Here is a 15,326-nt window from a genome sequence, read left to right as displayed (position 1 = left end):
GGCATCCCTGCCCGCCGGACGGCAGCCTCACCCGTGCAATGCCCGGTACGCCTCGACCGCGCCGGGATGCAGGGGGATGCTGCCCGTCCCGATCAGGCTGCGGACGTCGAGGAACTGGGCTCCGACGGCGCCCTCGGGGACGAGGGTGGGTGCCCGCAGGACGAGGAGGCGGGTGAGGGCCTCGGCGGTTTCGGGGGCGAGGTCGGGGCGGCAGACGAGGAGGTTGGACACGCCGATGGTGTCGACACCGGCCGCGGACCGGTAGGCCTCCTGCGGCAGGTCCACCTCTTCGAGGCCGGAGGCGGCCAGTCCTTCGCGGCCCGCGACACCCGGCAGCAGGTCCGCCAGGGGCAGGAACCGCAGGCCGGGGTTCGCGTCGAGGTCCGTGAGCGTGGGCAGGGGTACGCCGCCTGCGACAAGCAGGCCGACGATGGACCCTGCGCGCAGCTCGCGGGCCGCGTCGGCCAGCCGCAGGTGGCGGACCGGGAGGTCTATGCCGGGGGTGAGGCCGGCGGCGTGCAGGAGGCGTTCGCCGAGTTGGGCGGCGCCCGAGCCGGGGGCGCCGAGCGAGACCGCGTGGCCCGCCAGGTCGGCCACCGAGCGCACCGGGGCGTCGGCGCGGACGGCGAACTGCAGGTAGGTCTCGTAGACCCGCCCGATGGCCCGGAGCGGCACGGGGCGAGGGAAGAGTGTCGTGTCCTGGGCGGCGCGGGCCGTGTCGGTGAGGACGAGCGCGAGGTCGGCCCTGTCGTCGCGGATGAGCTCGATGTTGGTGATGCTTCCCGCGGTGGTGCGGATCCGGCAACTCAGGCCCGGGTGGGCCGACTTGAGCTCGGCGGCGAGGAGGCGGCCGAAGGCGGCGTAGAACGCGGTGGGTTCACCGGTCGCCAGCCGCAGGACGCCACGGGGGCCGGGGCGTTGGGAGGAGGTGTCGCCGGTCAGCGCGCCGCCGAGCGCCGCGGCGGCCGTGACGCCGAAGGCGGCGCGCAGGGCGGTACGGCGGTTCACCGGGGACCGCCGCTGGGCAGGACCGCCCGGGCGTTCAGTCCGCGCGGCTCGGCCGCGGTCAGCTCCAGGTGGCCGCCGCGACCGGCGAGGAGCTGCTCGGCGATGGCGAGGCCGAGTCCGGTGCCGGAGGTGCCGTTCTGGCGGGCCGAGCGCCAGAAGCGGGTGGTGGCCTGGAGGATCTCGCCCGGGGTGAGGCCCGGGCCGTCGTCGGTGACGGTGAGGACCGTGTGCGGGCCCTCGGTGCCACAGCACAGCCTGACGTGGGCGCCGTGGCCCGCGTACTTGATGGCGTTGTCGACGAGGACGTCCGTGATCTGGGCCAGTTCGCGGTCCGTGCAGGCGGCCCGGACGGAGGTGGCCGCCTCGACGGTCAGGTCGACGCCGGCCCGGCGGGCGACGGGCTCCCACAACCGGTGCTGGGTGAGGGTGACTTCGGCCGCCTCGCAGTGGGCGTCGAGCGGGTCGGAGACGGTCAGTTCTCCGGCGCGGTGTTCGGCGGTGGCGAGGGCGAGCATGTCGTCGAGGAGGGTTTCCAGACGCTCCAGCTCTGTGGTGACGCCGTCGTAGGTGCGGTCCGCCGAGGCCGGCAGGTGCGCGGAGAGGGCGTCGACGCGCAGGCGGAGCGCGGCCATGGGGTTGCGCATCTGGTGGGAGGTGTCCGCGACGAGCCGTCGCTGCTGTTCCAGGGCCGCGGTGACCGCGCTCGCCATACGGTTGAAGCCGGTCGCGAGCTGACGCAGTTCCGGCGGCCCGCCCGCTCGGGTGTGCTCGGCCGGAAGGCCCGCGGCCAGGCGGCCGACCGCGCGGTCGAGGCGGCGCAGGGGGCTGACCACCCAGCGGGTGGCGGCGCGGGCGAGGACCGTGCAGGCGAGGGCGACCAGGGCGGTACCGGCCAGGACCGCGCTCCACCGCCAGGTGATGTCGTCGGCGGCCGTGTCGACCGAGGCGCTGAGGACGACCGCCCCGGAGACCTGGGTGCCGGTACCGGCGGGCTCGGCGAACATGCGGTGGCCGCGTGACCAGGGGTGCAGCGAGCCGGTGGGGTGTGCGGTCTGGTTGCGCAGGGCGGCGTCGACCAGCCGGGCCACCTCGGGGGCGGAGGCCCGCAGGCCGCCGGTCTGGACGACGGCACGGCGGCGTGTGTCGGTGACGACGAGGGGTTCGCCGTAGAGCTGGGTGTAGCGGCGGGCCTCGGCGGTGAGCGCGGAGGTGTCGCCGGTCCGCGCGGCCTGGTCCATGAGGGAGGCGAAGCGGTCGAGGTCGGAGCTGCGGGCGAGGACGAGCTGCTGGGTGCGGTCGGACGCGGTGAACAGCAGCAGAGGGACGGCGAAGGCGGCCACCGCGAGGACACCGAACATCAGCAGCACGGCCTGGACCCTGGTACGCACGTACGCTCTCTCAGTCCCCGAAGCGGTAGCCGAAGCCCCGGATCGTGGTGAGCAGCTCGGGGCGGCCGAGCTTGGTCCGCAGCTGGGTGAGGTGGACGTCGAGGGAGCGGGAGACGGCCTGGTAGGCGTCGCCCCACACCTCGTCCAGGAGCTGTTCCCGGCTGACCGCGGTTCCCGCGCGGGCGGCCAGTACGGCGAGGACGTCGAACTCCTTGGTGGTCAGCTCGACCTCCGCTCCGGCCACCCGGACCCGGCGGGCGTGGAGGTCGACCTCCGCGTCGCCGACCCGGACGGTGGGCAGGGGCGCCGGACCGCTTCTGGCCGCCGTACGCCGGGTGACGGCCTCGATACGGGCGAGGAGTTCTTTCAGACGCACCGGCTTGACGAGGTAGTCGTCGGCGCCGAGCCGCAGTCCGCGCACGACGGAGCGTTCGTCGCCGCGTGCGGTGAGCACCACCACGGACATGTCGCTCACCGTCCGCAGCTTGCGCAGCACGTCCAGGCCGTCGGTGTCCGGCAGACCCAGGTCGAGGAGGAGCAGGTCGGAGCTGCGGTGGTAGGTCAGCACGTCCCGGCCGTACCGCACCCGTCGGGTGATGTGCCCGTGGTCGTAGAGGACCTCCACCAGTGCGGCGGCCACGCCGTCGTCGTCCTCGGCCAGGAGTATGTCCACGCCGCCCGCCTCCCTTCCGGCGTCCGCGTCGACGCCGCCCATGTCCGAAAGCCGTGGGTCCCGGTCCGAATGTAGACCACCTTCCGGCGAGCCCGGCCGCTGTGTTAAGGGGACGTTAGTTCTGCGCCGGGCGCTCTCCCCGAGCCGTCCGACCTGCGCCGATGCTGCTGCCGTCGACGACGACGCCGTATGACGGAGGTAGCAGCACATGATCATCGACTGTCACGGGCACTACACGACCGCGCCACCGGCGCTGGAGTCGTGGCGGGCCCGGCAGATCGCCTCGCTCGGCGATCCGACGGCGGCCCCGGCCCGGTCCGAGCTGCGCATCGGGGACGACGAGCTGCGCGAGAGCGTCGAGTCGAACCAGTTGCGGCTGATGGACGAACGCGGCATCGACCTGACGGTCTTCTCGCCCCGGGCGTCCTTCATGGCCCACCACGTCGGCGACTTCGCGACCTCCTCGGCGTGGGCGTCCCTGTGCAACGAGCTCGTCCATCGTGTCGCCACGCTGTACCCGGAGCGGTTCGTGCCCGCCGCGATGCTCCCGCAGTCCCCCGGCGTCGACCCGGCCACCTGCGTCCCGGAGCTGACCCGCTGCGTCGAGGAGTACGGCGCCGTGGCGCTGAACCTCAACCCCGACCCCTCCGGCGGCCACTGGACCGCTCCCCCGCTCACCGACCGATCCTGGTACCCCGTGTACGAGAAGATGGTCGAGTACGACATACCGGCGATGGTGCACGTCAGCACCAGCGTCAACCCGGCCTTCCACACCACGGGCGCGCACTACCTCAACGCCGACACCACGGCGTTCATGCAGCTCGTCCAGGGTGACCTCTTCCGGGACTTCCCCACCCTGCGCCTGGTGATCCCGCACGGCGGCGGCGCCGTCCCCTATCACTGGGGGCGCTTCCGGGGCCTGGCCATGGCGCTCGGGAAGCCTCCGCTGGAGGAGCACGTCCTCGGGAACGTCTTCTTCGACACCTGTGTGTACCACCAGCCCGGCATCGACCTGCTCTTCGACGTGATCCCCGCGAAGAACATCCTGTTCGCCTCGGAGATGATCGGCGCCGTCCGGGACGTCGACCCGTGCACCGGCCACCACTTCGACGACACCGGCCGCTACGCCGAGGCCGCGAAGCTGCCCGCGGACGACCTGGCCGCCGTACGGGAACACAACGCGCGTGCGGTGTACCCGCGGCTGGACGCGCTGCTGCGGCGACAGGGGCGCTGATCCGTATGCACCTCCCTTCCCCCAAGACGCCCGGCTGGCTGGACTGGTACCAGGACCCGTCCGTCCCCTCCTTCCGGCTGCCGGCCGGGACCGTCGACACCCACTGTCATGTCTTCGGTCCTCAGGCCGAGTTCCCCTTCGCCCCGGAGCGCAAGTACACGCCCTGCGACGGCGGCAAGGAGCAACTCTTCGCGCTGCGCGACCACTTGGGCGTCTCGCGGAACGTCGTCGTGCAGGCGACCTGTCACGGCGCCGACAACCGCGCGATGGTCGACGCCGTGCGCGCGGCCGGCGACCGCGCGCGGGGCATCGCGACCGTTCGACCCGATGTCGAGGAGGCAGAGCTGCGCGAGCTGCACAGCGCCGGAGTTCGCGGTGTGCGGTTCAACTTCGTACGGCGACTCGTGGACACCTCGCCCGAGGACGACCTGCGCGCCATCGCCGGGAGGATCGCCCCGCTCGGCTGGCACATCGTCCTCTACTTCGAGAGCGTCGACCTGCCCGAACTGGAGGGATTCTTCGCGTCGTTGCCCACCCCGCTCGTGGTGGACCACATGGGCCGCCCCGACGTCACCCGGCCGGTGGCCGGGCCGGAGTTCAGCAGGTTCCTGCGGTTCGTCGAGGCCAACGACGTGTGGGTGAAGGTCACTTGCCCCGAGCGGCTCAGCGTCACCGGCCCGCCTGCCCTGGACGGACAACGGCAGGCCTACACCGACGTCGTGCCCTTCGGCCGCCGGGTCGTCGAGGAGTTCGGTGACCGAGTGCTGTGGGGCACCGACTGGCCGCACCCCAATCTCATCGACCACATGCCCGACGACGGGCTCCTGGTCGACCACATCCCGCACATCGCTCCCGACGAGGAGCAGCAGAGGCGCCTGCTCGTCGACAACCCGATGCGCCTGTACTGGCCCGACGAGGCCTGAGGACGTCCCCGCCCACCGCTCACACACTCACAAGGGCCGCACATGCAACGTGCCAACGCGCTGAACCGGCTGGACCGCCTTCCGGTCTCCCGCTTCCACAAAGTCACCCTGCTCGCCATCTCGTTCGCGTACTTCTTCGAGTTCGCGGACATCAACACCTTCGCCACGACCGCCCCGAAGCTGATCGGCCTGTGGGGCATCACCGTCGACCAGGTCGCCTACGTCACCTCGCTGTCGTTCGTCGGGATGTTCCTCGGCTCGATCGTCGCGGGGACGATGGCCGACCGGTGGGGGCGCAAACGCACCCTGCTGCTGACCACGCTGTTCTTCGGGGTCTTCTCGTTCGCCTCGGCGTTCTCCTGGGACCTCGTCTCGCTCGGCGTGTTCCGCGTGCTGACCTCGGCGGGTCTGGCGGCGATGACGGTCGTGGCGGTGATCTACGTCAACGAGATGTACCCGTCCGCCGTGCGCGGGAAGTTCCAGGCGTACGCCATCGTCATCGGCATCTGCGGCACCCCGGCCACCAACCTCATCGCCAGCGCGGTCGTGCCGCTCAGCGACTGGTCGTGGCGGTTGGTCTACCTGTGGGGCTCGCTGGGCCTCCTGCTCGTCCTGTTCACCCGGCATCTCAAGGAGTCGCCGCGCTGGCACGAGAGCCGGGGCGACCATGCCGCCGCCGACGCGGTCCTGCGGGAGATAGAGGCCCGCGTCGCCGCCGAGAAGGGTCCGCTGCCCGAACCGGCGCCGCCCGTCGAGGAGGCCCCGGCGGCCAAGGCCTCGCTGCGGCTGCTGCTCCAGCGCAGGTATCTGATGCCGACCCTGCTGCTGACCGTCCTGTGGGTCACCCAGACCATCGGCTTCTTCGGCTACTCCAGCTGGGCACCCACCCTGCTCGCCAAGGAGGGCTTCAGCGTCGAGAAGTCCGTCTTCTACGTCGCCCTCACCACCGTCGGCGCCCCGCTGGGCTCCTACCTCGCCGCCCTGGTCACCGACCGGTTCGAACGCAAGTGGTGCCTGGTCGCCTTCGGCACGGTCATCGCCCTGTGCGGTCTGCTGTACGGGCTGACGATGAACCCGCTGCTCATCGTCGTGTTCGGCTTCCTGGTCAACCTCTTCGAGCGCGGGTACACCGCCCTCGGGTACGCCTACTCCCCCGAGCTGTTCGACACCCGGGGCCGGTCACTCGGCACGAGTGTGTCGTACGGCCTGGGCCGGCTCTCGAACGCCGCCGGCCCCCTGATCGTGGCCGCGCTCTACAACGGCCACGGCTACCAGAGCGTGTTCTACTTCATCGCGGGCACCTGGCTGGTCGGCGCGATCGTCCTGGCCGCCTTCGGTCCCCGTACCCGGCCGAGGCGCGTGGTGGCGGGGCGGCCTCAGCGGGAGAGCGTGGCCGGCTGACGCGACGGACGGAGGCCGAGGATCACCACTCGGCCTCCACCTTCTCCGTGAGGCGAAGGAGGGTGGCCACCTCCGGCGGGCACCGTCGAACACGAGACCGCACTCGCAGCCTGACCACCGCACCGAGAGTGCCCGTCAAAGCGGAACAGGCTCACTGCGGCCGCAGGTCGAGATGGGAGGTCGCTGGTCGTGGACGTTTCTCAGGGGGTTATTTGGCAGCGACTTCGGGAGTCGCGTTCACCACCCTGGCATGATCAACAGAAAGTCAGTTCTGATGTCAGGTGGAGCCGCCGATGGACGTGGTCGAGTCAGCGCATGCCGCGCGAGTGTCCGCTTACGCGGCCGCGGGAACACGGCTGTCCTTGTTCAGCGACCGTCGGCTTGAGGATGCCGTGGCCGCCGCGCCGAGCCTCGGCTCCGGTATCGGCGGCAGGTCGGCGGAGATGGAAGTCGAAGGGATACGCGTCTTCGTCAAGCGGGTCCCGCTGACAGACATCGAGTTGCAGCCGGAGCATGTGAGGTCGACCAGAAACCTGTTTGAGCTTCCCCTCTTCTACCAGTACGGGGTGGGGTCGGCGGGGTTCGGGGCCTGGCGTGAGCTGGCCGCGCACATCATGACGACAGGCTGGGCGCTGAAGAACGAGTACGCGGGTTTCCCGCTGCTGTATCACTGGCGGATCTTGCCTGACCGTCCCCCTGCCGACTTTATCGACGGGCTCGGGGGCGTTGAGGGGGCCGTAGCACACTGGGAGGGCTCGCCGGCCGTGCGCCGTCGGCTGGAGGCCATCGGAAGGTCCTCCTTCAGTCTGGTGCTCTTCCTTGAGCACGTGCCACAGACGCTCGCCGAGTGGCTCGGCGACACCCGTGATGAGGCCCTGCCGGAGCCGGGAGGCGAGTCGCCTTATCGATGGGTCGAGAACGCTTTGCTGCGGGGGACGGAATTCATGAGCGCGCGCGGACTGGTCCACTTCGACACGCACTTCGCCAATCTGCTCACCGACGGCCGGCGGATGTACTTCGCGGACTTCGGGCTCGCCTTGAGCCGCGACTTTGAACTCTCAGCGCAGGAGTACGCCTTCCTCGCTGATCACCTCGTGTACGACCGCTCCTACGCACCGTCCCACCTGCTTCGCCACCACCTGCCGGACGACCTGCGTGGTGGCACCGAACACGGGGCCTTCCTGCGCGAATGGGTCGATGGCCACCAGCCCGCCAACGTTCCGCCCGACATCGGCACGATCATCGACCGTCACGCTCCGCACGCCATCATCCTGGACGACTTCCATCATCGATTGCTTACGCAGAGCAAGCGCACTCCCTTCCCCGCGGCTGAGGTTCAGCGGGCCCTGGCCGGCGCATCAAGGTCAGGGGAGTGAGTGCCCGTTGCTCCGCTCTGGTCAGCCGAAGACAGCGCGTTCAACCTGCGCACGACAAGTCCTTCGCGAATCCGCTTCCAACTCGCTTATTCTGCCGTCCTGTTGATCAAAGCCTGACCGCAGCAGTCCGGCGTCTCGGCCGAGCCGGTGTCCAGGCGGCAGAAGCACGACGCCTCGATCGGTACGTCGGCCAGCGCGGCGGCGATGCGCAGTTGCCGGGCGATGATCTGCGCTTCGCCCTCCTTGTTGCCGCGGACCAGGCACTCGTGGAGTCCGTGCAGCGCCCACACGTTGCCCGGGTGCTGCAGCGGCCGCGGGAGGGTGGCGTCGAGGCCGAGGTCGGCGCGGTAGACGGCCTCCGCCTCGGCGACTCGGCCCTGTTCGAGCAGGAGGGCACCGTAGGCGTGGCGGGTGGGCTGCATCCAGCCCCAGGGCTCGTCGTAGGGGAGGTTGTCGTCCAGTTCGATCGACCGGGCGAGCGCCGCGAAGGCGGTGTCGAACTCGCCCTTCCGGTAGGCCAGTTCGCCGTCGAGCATGGCGGAGGCGATGGCCAGGATGTCGGCGCAGGTGTTGTTGAAGAGCATCCTCGCCTCGGGGACCGCGGCGACGGCCTCCCGGAAGAGGGCGCGCTCAGTCTCCGCCTCGGTGGTGCGGCCCAGCGCGGACCAGGCGACGCCGCGGGCGTAGTGGAGCATCGCGGTCGTCACGCAGTACAGCCGTGGGTCGGCGGGCAGCGGCAGATCCAGGATGTCGGCCCAGCGGCCGAAGCGGATCAGTACGTGGACGCGCATCGCGAGGAAGCCTTCGAGCCAGTCGGCCATGGGCGGGCTCTCGACGCGCAGCAGTTCCTCCGGGATCGACGCCTCCAGCTGCGCGGCGGTCTCCAGCGCGATGTCCGAGCGGCCCAGCAACATCGCCCCGTAGATCTTGAAGTGGTAGTTGTGCGAGCGGTAGAGCGTGTAGAAGTTCATGGCTCCGGACCGGGCCCGGAACTTCTCGTCCACGGCGATCGCGGCGCTATTGTCCGACACGACCCGCCGGTAGTCGCCGCACAGGACTTCCAGGTGCGAGGGCATGTGCAGGAGGTGACCGGCGTCCGGGACCAACCCGCGCAGCCGGTCCGCGACGGACAGGGCCAGTTCGGGAGTGGGCGACATCTCCATCAGATGGATGTACAGGTGCAGGACGCCCGGGTGGGTACGCCCGGTGGCTCCGGAGAGGGCTCGCTCCAGGACGGCCCGTGCCTCGCTGGTGCGCGCTCCGGGGGCGGGCTCACCGGTGCGCAGGTCCCACAGCTCCCAGGGGGTGAGGTTCATCAGCGCGTCCGCGTACAGGGCGGCCACGTCCGCGTCGTCCGGGGCGAGTTCGTGGACGGCACGCATGGCGTCGGCGTACGGGGCGTTCCACACCGCGCAGTCCTCGGCGGGCTTCGCCTGCGGATAGCGGGCGCGCAGGGCGCCGATCAGGGCCCGCTCCACGACCGTGGCCCGGGCGGCCGCCTTCACGTGCGCCGACTCGACGGCCGTGTGGGTGCGTTCGACGGTCCGGGCCAGGTCCCGCTCGTCGAAGAACTCCCAGGGTTTGTTGTAGTTCGGGCCGAGCGCGTAGGCGATGCCCCAGTGGGCCATCGCGCAGTCCGGGTCGGCGGCGGCCGCCTTCCCGAAGCAGGCCACGGCCTCCTCGTGATGGAAGGCGTAGGTCCACACCAGGCCCCGGTCGAACCAGAGTTGGGCCTCGGCGGAGTCGGTGGTGACGGGTCGGCCATGGGAGCCGAGGTCGTAGTACTCCATGCGCCGCTCCTCGCGCTGCCGGCTGTGCTGCACGGGAGTCGATTCTGCCCGAAGAAGGGGCTTTCGGACCCATGGCGGCCGATCTGTCCCCCGAACGAACGCAGATGCCGGAGAGGGACTCGTGAAACCGTCGGTCCCCACTCCGGCACCTGGTGGCGGGAGCTAAGCCGTCACACACGGAAGATCTCGAGGAAGCTGCTCCAGAACCCCTTCTTGACCGGCTTCTGCGCCGCGGGAGCGGGGATGCGCGCCGCCGTTGCGGGCTGCTGGACGACGGACGGACGGGTCGGGGTGGGGACGCCGTACGCCGATGCCATGCGGGTGGCCGGGGTGGGGGCGAACTGGACGGGGAGGGCGGCGAGGGCACGGTGGAACGGGCCGGGACGCCACTCCAGTTCCTGGGCCGGGACACTCAGGACCAGGTCGGGCAGGGCGTTGAGGATCTGCTCGATGGCCGTGACCACGATGACCTGGGCCGGGCTCTTGGCCGGGCAGGCGTGCGGCCCCGCGCCCCAGGCGAGGTGGGCGCCTCGGCTGTGGGCCTGGCCGGACGAGGTGAGGGCGGGGTCGCTGTTGGCTCCGGCGAAGCTGATGACCAGCGGGGAGTTCGCCTGGACCACCACTCCGCCGAGGTCGACGTCCTGCACCGGGAAGTGCGTCGCGTAGTTGGCGATCGGCGGGTTGTTGAGCAGAACGTGGTCGAGGGCGTCCTCGATCTGCATGCTCGGGCCGTCCTCGCCCTCCGGCCCCAGGAGCAGGAGCAGGGAGTTGGCGATGAGGTTGCGCGTGGGTTCCACGCCGGCGCCGATCAGCAGCACCAGCTGGTCCTTGAGCTCCTCGTCGCTGAGACCGGCCGAGTGCTGGACGAGCCAGGAGGTGATGTCGTCGCCGGGTTCACGGCGCTTGAGCGTGATGAGCTCCATGAAGCAGGCGGTGAGTTCGTCGCTGGCGCGCAGCGCGTCCTTGCCGTCGAACATGTCGGCCATCGCGCTCGTGACCCGGTCGCCGATGTTGGCGGGGCAGCCGAACAGCTTGTTGATCAGCAGCATCGGCAGCAGCTTGGCGAAGTCGTTGACCAGGTCCGCCCGGCCCCGCTCGCTGAACTGGTCGATGAGGTAGGCGGCGATCGGCTCGACGTCGCGGCGGATGCGGGTGACGTTGAGGCGGTCGAGGCTCTCGGTGACCGCCTTGCGCAGCCTGAGGTGCTGGCCGCCGTCGGTGAACAGGCAGTTGGGGCGGTAGGCCATCATCGGCAGGACGGGGCTGTCGAGGGGGACGCGGCCGTCGTTCAGGGCGGTCCAGCGGCGGCTGTCGCGCGCGAACAGGCCGGGGTTCTGGAGCACCCGCAGGGCGGTCTCGTGTCCGACGACGAGCGTGGCGTCGACACCGGGGGCGAGCTCGACCGGGCCCGCGGGGCCGTGCGCCCGGAGGTAGTCGTAGACCTTCTGCGGGTCGGCGGCGAAGGAGCCGTCGTACATGGGGCATCTGGCCGCACCGGTGGCGGCCGTGTCGTGAACGTCCATGTCTGTGTCCTTTGGTGGCCCGGACCGTGCGGTCCGGGCGGGGGGTGGTGGTTCAGGCGGCGCGGTCGAGCAGATGACGGACGAGCGCGATCAGGGCCCGGGCGGAGGACCGCTGGTCGCGGGCGTCGCAGTAGATGACGGGAGTGTCCGGAAGCAGGTCGAGCGCTTCGCGGATCTCGTCCTCCTCGAAGTGGCTGGTCTGCGAGAAGGTGTTGACGGCGATCGCGTACTCGAGGCCGTACTCGTCGATCAGGTCGATGACCGGGAACGTCTCCTCAAGGCGTGAGGGGTCGACCAGGAGCAGGGCACCGAGCGCGCCGCGGGCCATGTCCTCCCACAGCTGCATGAAGCGCTGCTGTCCGGGGGTGCCGAACAGGTACAGCACCAGCTCGTCGCTCAGCGTCAGCCGGCCGAAGTCCAGCGCCACGGTGGTGGTCGCCTTCTCCGGGGCGCCCCGCAGATCGTCGACGTGCACCGACGCCTGGGTCATCTTCTCCTCGGTGCGCAGAGGAGTGATCTCCGAGAGAGACCCGATGAAGGTCGTCTTGCCCACGGCGAAATGCCCGACCACCAGGATCTTCGCTGCGGTGGTCACCTCGGCGGAGACGTAGATGGAGCCGTTCGCCGTGGGGTCAGCCGATGTTGAGGGTTTCGAGTCCATGCAGAACCTTCTCGAGTATCGCTCGGGGAACGTGCTGGGCGGGGGCCGGTTCAGCGCGACGCAGGAGGTGCCCCTGCTCGAATAAATCGGACAGCAGCAATCGGGCCACGCCGACCGGCAGTCCCAGATGACCGGCGACTTCGGCGACCGACAGGTAGCCGCCCGAACAGAGCTCCCAGATGGCCCGCACCTCGGGACCGGCCCCCAACGGCAGGGTCCGGTCGGGGGCCAGGCACACCAGCGTGTGCAGGGCCAGGTCGTCGTCGGAGGGAAGACGACGGCCGCCCGTGATGACGTAGGAGCGGACGAAGTCGCTGGTTACCGGAGCGTCCTCGCCGGGCCAGATCATGCGTCTACGCCGGTGTTCTGGCGCGGCGTCGCGCTCATCGCCTTGGTCAGCGCGCCCACCGTCTTCTGCATCCGGATCGACATGGCCTCCATGTCGACGTCCAGGGCGGTCGAGACGGCGAGGTAGGAGCCGCTGCCCCCGGCGATGAGGAAGATCCATCCGCCGTCGAACTCGATCAGTGTCTGCTTCCAGAGGCCCCTGCCGCCGCCGACGAAGGGGGCGACGCTGCGGCACAGGGACTGCAAGGAGCTCATCGCGGCGGCGTTCCGCTCGGCGTCGTCACGGACGATGCCGTCGGACCGCTGCATCAACAGGCCGTCCGCCGAGACGAGGATCGCGTGGCGGGCTCCGCGCACCTCGAGCACGTCGTTCAACACCCACGACAGATCGGGATTCACTGGTTCTGAGGTCCTTCCGTGTTGTCTGAGTCCCGCCCGAGCAGGGTTCCGCGAGCGAATGCCTTGAGCCGCGAGGCGGTCTCTTCGCCGGCCGCGTCCAGGTCGGGTACCTCCGCGCCGGGCGAGGCCACCACGGAGACGGAGCCGTTGCGGCGCCGGCGGCGCTTGGGGAGACCTCCGGCCGTCTGTCCGACGACGAGGGAGGCGACCGGGGCCGGCTTGGCCACCGCGGGCTCGCCGTCGAGGTCGTCGAGCACGACGGGCGCGGGTGCGGGCACGTCCGCCGTCAGAAGGTTCTCGGGCACGCGGATCACGGCGCGCACACCGCCGTACGGGGAGACCGCGTCGACGGAGACGTGGAACCCGTAGTGGGCGGCGAGCTTGCCTGAGAGGGCGAAGCCGAACTTGGGCGGGTCGCCGAGGCTCGTGATGTCCACGGCCCCGCCCGCTGTCAGGAGAGACGCGGCACGGGCCTTGGTCTCCTGGTCCATGCCGAGACCGGCGTCGTCGACGATCAGGCATATCCCGGTGGGGACGGCCTGGATGTTGATCTCGACGGGGGTGCCGGGGGCGCTGTACTTGGTGGCGTTGTCCAGCAGTTCGGCCAGAACCATGGCGACCGGTTCGACCGCCCGGCTGGTGATCGCGACGCTGGCCTGCGAGTGGACGTTGACCCGCTCGAAGTCGCGGATTCGCCCCTGGGCGCTGCGGGCGACGTCGTACACCGAGGCGTCCCGGTCGCGTCGGCCCAGCCAGCCGCCGCAGAGCACCGAGATGCCCTTGGTACGCCGGCTGAACTGGCTGCCGGTGTGGTCGACCAGCATCAGGTCGGCGAGGACCGCGTTGTCGTCGCCGTACTTCTGCTGGAGTCCGTCGAGCAGGGCCAGCTGCTCCTCGGCGAGGGTGGCCAGGGTGCCCACCGCCGACTTGAGGGTGGCCTTGGTGGCCGACTCGGCGTCCTTGCGCACCTCTTCCAGATCCGCGGCGTGCCGCGAGCTGACCGACGAGTAGGTCGTCTGGAGCTCGGCGAGCTGGCCTCGCACACCGGCGATGTCGCCGTGCAGTTTGTTGTTGTTCGCGCGGAGGTGGATGTTGGTTCTCCGTGCGCGCATCACTGCGAGTACCGCAGCGATGAGTACCACGAGCAGGACCCACAGGAGTGGATCTTCGAACAATGACGTCATGAGACTCTCTTCAAGTCGCCTCGCGTCGGGAGACTGACCGTGCATGGGACCCCCGGAATTGCCCGCCACCGTGTGCGGGCGGGCCTTACCGGCGGACCAACCGTCACTCCTTCACGATGGGGCCGTTTTGGCTGTCCCCCGTACGCGTCGTTGACGCGCCGTCAGCCTACTGAAAAGTGGAATGATCTTATCAGTCGTCACAGTGTCAACAGGCGTATCAGAGGGCACACTTGACGACTCTCCACAAAAGATCCCGGAGCAGGGTCTCATCGGCCGGTGTCAGCGGTCGTCGCCGGACCCCGGCCCGCACCCTGACAGGGCGGTGGTCACCGCCGTGGTGTTCCGCACGGGATCCCCTGTTCCGACCACTCGTTCATGATCAACACGCGCAGCCTAGCAAGGGGGTGAGAACGCTTTCCCCCCGCCCGGAGAAAACTCGATTGCGGCCGTCGGGCCCGGCCCGGACCCTTGCCCCATGCCCTATCCACTGCGCGCTGCCACGCCGGCCGACGCGCCGGCCGTCACCGAGTTGCTCAACGAGATCGACCGGATCGAGATCGGTCGGGCCGAGACCGATCTGCACACGGTGGAGGCCGACCTGGGGCACCCCGAGGTCGACCTTGACCGCGACTCCTGGCTGGCCTTCGACGGACCGCGGCTGGTGGCGTACGCCCTGGTGTGGGACGACTCGCAAGGTGAGCGCATCGACGCCGACCACTATGTGCTGCCCGACCATCAGCAGGCCGGCGAAGTGCTCCTGGAGGCGATGGAGGCCAGGGCCCTGGAGAGGGCGCGGGCCAACGGCGCCTCGAAGGCCGTGGTCCATCTGCACCTCAACGCGGCGCCCACCACCGACCTCGCGCTGATCCGCGCGCGGGGCTGGTCGGTCGTACGGCGCTATCACGTGCTGGAGCGGCCGCTGCGGGGCGGCGAGGCCCTGACGCCCGAACCACCGGCGGGCGTCCGGGTGCGGGCCTGTGCCGACGAGGCGGACCGCAAGCAGGCCCACGCCCTCTACCAGGCCACGTTCGCCCAGCACTTCGACTTCCAGTCGCGCGCGTACGAGCAGTGGCTGCACGACGTCGATGCCGACCGGCTGGACTGGTCCCTGGTGTGGATCGTCTCCGCCGAGGATCTCGGGGACGTCGGTTTCCTGATCGCCCGGGACGACCGCGAGGCCATGGGGTGGATCCGTAGCCTGGGGGTCGTCCGCGAGGCCCGCGGCCGGGGCCTCGGGGGGCTGCTGCTGCGGCAGGCCTTCGCGGTGTTCGCGGCCCGTGGACGGGACACGGTGGGCCTCGGTGTGGACACCGAGAACGCCACCGGGGCACCCGAGTTGTACACACGCAACGGAATGTCGGTGCATTACGCCGTCGATACCTGGGAAATCACGGTGAGTTGAATGGCCTCGGCCGCCG

The 15,326-nt window shown here is 70.2% G+C and carries 14 protein-coding genes; 5 read left to right on the top strand and 9 right to left on the bottom strand.

Annotated features, from left to right (window positions below; translation table 11 throughout):
* Window positions 1–27: 27 nt before the first annotated feature.
* The 3 genes from ACI2L1_RS18410 to ACI2L1_RS18400 are packed head-to-tail and all read right to left on the bottom strand — an operon-like array spanning window position 28 to window position 3,069.
* Entirely contained in the window at window positions 28–1,008 is a 981-nt protein-coding gene (locus ACI2L1_RS18410) for a TAXI family TRAP transporter solute-binding subunit (RefSeq protein WP_404740356.1), read from the bottom strand.
* Complete coding sequence (locus tag ACI2L1_RS18405; RefSeq protein WP_404740355.1) at window positions 1,005–2,396, bottom strand: sensor histidine kinase; 1,392 nt, start codon at window positions 2,394–2,396, stop codon at window positions 1,005–1,007. The genes ACI2L1_RS18410 and ACI2L1_RS18405 overlap by 4 nt, the downstream gene beginning before the upstream one ends.
* Before the next feature lie 10 nt (window positions 2,397–2,406).
* Window positions 2,407–3,069, bottom strand: a complete 663-nt coding sequence (locus tag ACI2L1_RS18400) for a response regulator transcription factor (RefSeq protein ID WP_404740354.1) — start codon at window positions 3,067–3,069, stop codon at window positions 2,407–2,409.
* Between the two features lie 208 nt (window positions 3,070–3,277).
* On the opposite strand from ACI2L1_RS18400, the gene ACI2L1_RS18395 reads away from it, so the two are divergent.
* From ACI2L1_RS18395 to ACI2L1_RS18380, 4 genes are all read left to right on the top strand, one after another.
* Entirely contained in the window at window positions 3,278–4,303 is a 1,026-nt protein-coding gene (locus ACI2L1_RS18395; RefSeq protein WP_404740353.1) for an amidohydrolase family protein, read from the top strand.
* A 5-nt stretch (window positions 4,304–4,308) separates the two neighbouring features.
* Window positions 4,309–5,226 (top strand): amidohydrolase family protein, encoded by a 918-nt coding sequence (locus ACI2L1_RS18390; protein WP_404740352.1) that lies wholly within the window; start codon window positions 4,309–4,311, stop codon window positions 5,224–5,226.
* Between the two features lie 42 nt (window positions 5,227–5,268).
* On the top strand, window positions 5,269–6,627 hold the full coding sequence (locus ACI2L1_RS18385; RefSeq protein ID WP_404740351.1) for an MFS transporter: 1,359 nt from the start codon (window positions 5,269–5,271) through the stop codon (window positions 6,625–6,627).
* Between the two features lie 293 nt (window positions 6,628–6,920).
* Window positions 6,921–8,003 carry a protein kinase family protein gene (locus ACI2L1_RS18380; protein ID WP_404740350.1) on the top strand — a complete coding sequence of 361 codons (1,083 nt, stop codon included), beginning with the start codon at window positions 6,921–6,923 and terminating at the stop codon, window positions 8,001–8,003.
* Window positions 8,004–8,089: 86 nt separating this feature from the next.
* Here the strand turns inward: ACI2L1_RS18380 and ACI2L1_RS18375 are convergent, their stop codons facing one another.
* The 6 genes from ACI2L1_RS18375 to ACI2L1_RS18350 all read right to left on the bottom strand — a co-directional run bounded on the left by ACI2L1_RS18375 (window position 8,090) and on the right by ACI2L1_RS18350 (window position 13,908).
* The gene (locus ACI2L1_RS18375) at window positions 8,090–9,793 is read right to left on the bottom strand and encodes a hypothetical protein (protein ID WP_404740385.1); all 1,704 of its coding nucleotides are present in this window, start codon (window positions 9,791–9,793) and stop codon (window positions 8,090–8,092) included.
* Window positions 9,794–9,963: 170 nt separating this feature from the next.
* Window positions 9,964–11,316, bottom strand: coding sequence for a cytochrome P450 (locus ACI2L1_RS18370; RefSeq protein WP_404740349.1), 1,353 nt, complete (start codon window positions 11,314–11,316; stop codon window positions 9,964–9,966).
* Between the two features lie 52 nt (window positions 11,317–11,368).
* The gene (locus ACI2L1_RS18365; protein WP_404740348.1) at window positions 11,369–11,977 is read right to left on the bottom strand and encodes a GTP-binding protein; all 609 of its coding nucleotides are present in this window, start codon (window positions 11,975–11,977) and stop codon (window positions 11,369–11,371) included.
* Window positions 11,949–12,326, bottom strand: coding sequence for a DUF742 domain-containing protein (locus ACI2L1_RS18360; protein ID WP_404740347.1), 378 nt, complete (start codon window positions 12,324–12,326; stop codon window positions 11,949–11,951). The genes ACI2L1_RS18365 and ACI2L1_RS18360 overlap by 29 nt, the downstream gene beginning before the upstream one ends.
* Window positions 12,323–12,724, bottom strand: coding sequence for a roadblock/LC7 domain-containing protein (locus tag ACI2L1_RS18355; RefSeq protein WP_069759829.1), 402 nt, complete (start codon window positions 12,722–12,724; stop codon window positions 12,323–12,325). Before ACI2L1_RS18355 ends, ACI2L1_RS18360 begins: the two co-directional genes overlap by 4 nt.
* On the bottom strand, window positions 12,721–13,908 hold the full coding sequence (locus ACI2L1_RS18350; RefSeq protein ID WP_404740346.1) for an ATP-binding protein: 1,188 nt from the start codon (window positions 13,906–13,908) through the stop codon (window positions 12,721–12,723). Before ACI2L1_RS18350 ends, ACI2L1_RS18355 begins: the two co-directional genes overlap by 4 nt.
* A gap of 475 nt (window positions 13,909–14,383) precedes the next feature.
* Between ACI2L1_RS18350 and ACI2L1_RS18345 the strand changes: the two genes are divergently transcribed.
* Window positions 14,384–15,310, top strand: coding sequence for a GNAT family N-acetyltransferase (locus tag ACI2L1_RS18345; protein ID WP_404740345.1), 927 nt, complete (start codon window positions 14,384–14,386; stop codon window positions 15,308–15,310).
* Window positions 15,311–15,326: the final 16 nt, after the last annotated feature.

The sequence above is a fragment of the Streptomyces sp. NPDC019531 genome, assembly GCF_044903305.1.
Lineage (GTDB): Bacteria > Actinomycetota > Actinomycetes > Streptomycetales > Streptomycetaceae > Streptomyces.
The sequence above is the reverse complement of the archived record's forward strand: the minus strand, read 5'-3'. Positions and strand labels throughout refer to the sequence as shown.